Below are 4,030 nucleotides of genomic sequence, written 5' to 3' on the forward strand. Positions count from 1 at the left end.
CCAGGGAGGTTCATAGTGCGGCGGGCTGGGTTGATATCGGGGTCGACAAGCGGAACCCATACCAGCGTTTGTCAATCTGACGGAGACCCCGATGGGTCGTCCAGTCACATCGCGACATAGATCTGGAGAAGAAGAGCGCAAAGGTCGCGCGCCTTCTCAAATTCCGGTTCTCCGGCATGTGGGCCGAAGGGTGCGCCCCCAGTCCGCCACGGGGCCCAGAGCGCAACGGCTCCGACATTGAACAGCACCCCAGCTGCAAGCACTGGTATCGCGGTCCAGGCCAATAAGGCGCGTGCCCAGATGAATTGAAACAAATCGAGTGACACAAAGAACAGCCCTGACGCCATCCACTTTTGCCATTGCGACGTACGACGGCGAAGTTAATCACAGCTGCGCCAAGTGAAGCGAGCGCTGCAAACCGCGCACGCAGGGGCAGCACGACGACACATCTCATTTGACCGAGATACACCCGCCACGTCTACCCAGCGTTTCATATACCCCCTATGGGTACTATCGGAAAATAGCCGGGAACGTTTTGGTACCGAAATACAGGTTACCCCGCTGGGGTATAAAGGAGACGAGATGAAGATTGCAATGAGCATGGTCGACTGGCACTCGGCGGGGGCTGGTTCGACGTCTGTAGCTGTAAGTTGCCGTGTCCGTGCAGCTTTGCCCAGCAACCTACACGCGGTGATTGCCTCTTCACGCTTCAGTGGCATATCCGCGAAGGTCATTATGCGGGAGCTGACCTTGCCGGATTGGATGTCGTTTCCCTCGGGGAGTTCCCCGGCAACATGTGGGTGGGTGACCCCAACGCCATGATGAAGCTTATGTTCTAACATCGACTCCAAAGCCGATGCGGCTCAGCGACACGCTCTAGAGCGGATTTTCACCGGTGGAGACGGGGTCACAGACCACGACTTGAGCACCTGGACCCCGGGCAATGTCATCCGTGGTCCGAGCCCCACCGCGGCGTCGCGTTGTCACCAGAGCTGGCCCGAAACCAATGCCAGGTAGGGGTACCATTCAAATGGATGGCTCGGTCGTCTGCCAGCAGCTAGGCTGCCGCCCACCGCTGTGGTGCGATAGCGATCTGCACGGAGACTGATATGGGCGTTGCCCGGGGCTCGGCTTTGCCACTACACCAACTGGTCGGCCCGATCGGGATTCCCAGCGATTTGCCCTCGCCCTGTCGTCTCGGACTGCGACCGCAACGATCCTCAGAGGGGAAGGATTATGCCCCAGACTGCAAAGGTGAAAATCCGGGATCCGCGAGCGCTCATGCTCGCCTACAGCGGGCTACTGGCCGGAGTCGCTGGCTGGGTCAACTCGGTAGCCTTGCTGGTCTGGGTGTATCCGGTCGGCAACCTCACGGCGTTGACCACAAAGATCGGTCAGCACACCACCAATCCGTTACTGCATCCGGGCGGCATGATCGCGGCGATCGTGACCGGATTTCTGGCGGGCGTCCTCGGGGCCGGCGCAGTGCTGGCTGCCACGCAAAATCACACTGGCCCGCGCCACGCCGCGGTCCTGCTGGTGGAAGCGGCGCTGCTGCTGGCCGCCGCCGGTATCGAACACCCCTTAATCAGGGCGCCCTTGGCCGCGGCGGCGTGCGGCTTGCAGAATGGGATGACTTCCAGTTTCCCGGGAATGCCCATCCGCACCACGCACTTCACCGGCACCATCACCGATCTGGGCCTGCTTGTGGCGCGTAGCCACCGCCACGGAATGGACAGCTGGAAGGCTGCGGTCTTGACTGCGACCGTAATCTTGTTCATCGGCGGTGCTGCCGCTGGCGTGATACTCGGTGGCCGCATTGGCGACCATGCGCTGATCCCGGCGGCCATCGCTTGCGTAGCTCTCGCGGTCGCCAACGTGTTGCATGACCGCAGGCGTCACTCACGCGATGCCGGGAAAGGGTCGGGCGACATAAAGGCAATGCCGTAAGACCTCGCCGCGGGTGCGGGTCAGGTGGGCACTCCGACGATCACAGCACCGCACACCTAGCGCCGCCGAGTTTGACGAGTCACTAACGGCCCTTTCGACCGACTCGAACTGTTGGTCCGGCGCTCATTCGAAGCGCATGGAGGGGAATTTAAAGTCCTGCTGCATATTTCGTCACAGCAATGCATTTATAGATATAGGCGATTTCACAATGGATAATGATCACAAACCATGGCCGTTCGGGTTCGTTCTCCGGCTTATGCAGATGAAATTGCTTATTGGCTGCCGCCGCACATCACGCGGGAGCGCGACGAGGCATGAATGACGATCGGGTGCGGCGCTGGATCGGATCAGGCCATGGCCCGGCACTCCTGAGCGCAGCGGCGACAAGACTCCGCACACGTGCGGCAGTGATCGTTGTCGTGCTTGTCGCACTCGGCCGCGCATGCATCGCAGATTTCTGCGCACAGCTGGCATAACTGGGCCGCCCAACGGGACCCGCGGGAAACTAGCGTCACACACGCCGCGCAAATCGCTGCACAGTCCAGGCATAACCGGACGCAGTCGGCCATCTTCGCCTCGCTGACGCAACAGTTCGCGCACGCCTCACACGCCGCCTGACAGTCTGCACACGCGTCCAGACAGGCTTGGTTTGCCGTCATCGCCATGACAAAATCTCCTTACGCGGGAACCGCAGAACGGTTGTTGTCATTTCTCTACTTCTTCCCAGCGCTGCGAGCTAGGCAGGTTCAGTCTGCCACACAATACCCAACGGGGGTAGGGTGCGTGCCCAATGAGCGTGGATCAGCGTGTGCCTGACAAATGATGCGTCATATTTCGTTGGCTGAAAATTAAATGCTTGGTCCGCAACGGCTCTGCGGAACGCGGCGGGTGGCCGCGCGGCTTGGGGCCGAGGCCGTGCGACCGTCGTGAAGCATCCGCGGCAATGCGTTGCCAGCCGACGGCTGGGCGGCCGTCTCACGGTGCGACCTTCACGAAGCCCGGCGGCATACGGGGCGTCGGCGGCTCCGCCCCAGCACCACCTCCGGTGCCACCGGCGCCGCCCCCGCGGCTGCCGCCGCCGCCCCCCCCACCACCACCGCCCCCGCCACTGCCACCACTTCCGGCAGCGCCGCCTGGTTGGGCAGCATTAGCGGGAGACTCCACCTGTTGCGGTGGCGGTGGCTCTTGGGGTGGCGGCGGTGGCTCTTGGGGTGGCGGCGGTGGCTGTTGAGGTGGCGGCGGTGGCTCTTGGGGTGGCGGCGGTGGCTCTTGGGGTGGCGGCGGTGGCTGTGCCGATGCTGGCGGCAGCGATTGTTGCGGTGTCGGTGGCGCCGCGATCGGCTTGGGTGGTGTCAGGGTGCCAGCCGGTGGCGGCGGTGCCGGAATCTGCGGCGGGTTCGGTAGGTCGGGATCTCCCTCGGGAATCGGTCCGATCCGGAAGGCGGGCACTGTGCGAGTCGTGCCACGGTCTGACGGGTAGCCCCCGTAGCTGCCCGCTTCGATAACGTTGCAGGTTATCAAGTATGGCAGCTGCGCCACACCGGTTTTGGTCAGTTCCTGCCGCGCCGGCGGTGTGTTGGCTATGTCCAATGCGTATCGCAAATCGCGTCCTGATTTAGCCGTGTGGTGCGCGTACGCGCCGATGCCGTGTGCCGGATCGGCCGATCCCGGCGCGGGATTAGCCATGGCCATGATGGAAGCTATCTCAGGTTGGTTGTATGGGCAGTACGCCTCCACCGCCGCAGTGATGAATCGGGTGAAGGTGCGTGTGAGGCGCTCGCGGGGGTATTGGCGCGCGGTCGCGTCCACGTTAAGCGCGTTGTTCGTCATCGCGTCCACTACGTCGTTCACCGGCATGCCGCCATCGAGTTTGCGACAGACTTTGTGAGCTGTCGCGATGAGGCTTGGCACGTTGGTGAGGGCGGGAATCTCTTTTTGATGGAGCAGGGCCAGAAACTGGTCGTCCTGGTTCGGGTCGGCTGCTGCTTCGCCGCCGCGCAGGATTGCGGTGCCGTTTAGCACCACAATGGCGGTAATCAGGGCGCCGGCGTGGCTTACGGTGCCGGCGAACATGGCAGGT

3 protein-coding genes and 2 pseudogenes are annotated in these 4,030 nt (G+C 62.7%); 2 read left to right on the forward strand and 3 right to left on the reverse strand.

Annotated elements, in window-relative coordinates; translation table 11 throughout:
* Nucleotides 1-107: 107 nt before the first annotated feature.
* Nucleotides 108-454: pseudogene (locus ACX9NE_RS29095) on the reverse strand (hypothetical protein); the annotation flags it as partial.
* Between the two features lie 154 nt (nt 455-608).
* Here ACX9NE_RS29095 and ACX9NE_RS29100 point away from each other — a divergent pair.
* Together ACX9NE_RS29100 and ACX9NE_RS29105 are read left to right on the forward strand one after the other, a co-directional pair.
* Nucleotides 609-1,045 (forward strand): annotated as a pseudogene (locus ACX9NE_RS29100) (DUF1326 domain-containing protein); the annotation flags it as partial.
* A 236-nt stretch (nt 1,046-1,281) separates the two neighbouring features.
* A complete protein-coding gene (locus ACX9NE_RS29105) occupies nt 1,282-1,950 on the forward strand; it encodes a YoaK family protein (protein WP_459365235.1) in 669 nt (222 codons plus the stop codon).
* A 347-nt stretch (nt 1,951-2,297) separates the two neighbouring features.
* Here the strand turns inward: ACX9NE_RS29105 and ACX9NE_RS29110 are convergent, their stop codons facing one another.
* Together ACX9NE_RS29110 and ACX9NE_RS29115 are read right to left on the reverse strand one after the other, a co-directional pair.
* Nucleotides 2,298-2,615, reverse strand: a complete 318-nt coding sequence (locus tag ACX9NE_RS29110) for a four-helix bundle copper-binding protein (RefSeq protein ID WP_459365233.1) — start codon at nt 2,613-2,615, stop codon at nt 2,298-2,300.
* Nucleotides 2,616-2,925: 310 nt separating this feature from the next.
* Nucleotides 2,926-4,030, reverse strand: a 1,105-nt coding sequence (locus ACX9NE_RS29115; RefSeq protein ID WP_459365234.1) for a DUF732 domain-containing protein, incomplete at its 5' end; no start/stop codon positions are given.

It is taken from the genome of Mycobacterium sp. ML4 (genome assembly GCF_054515735.1).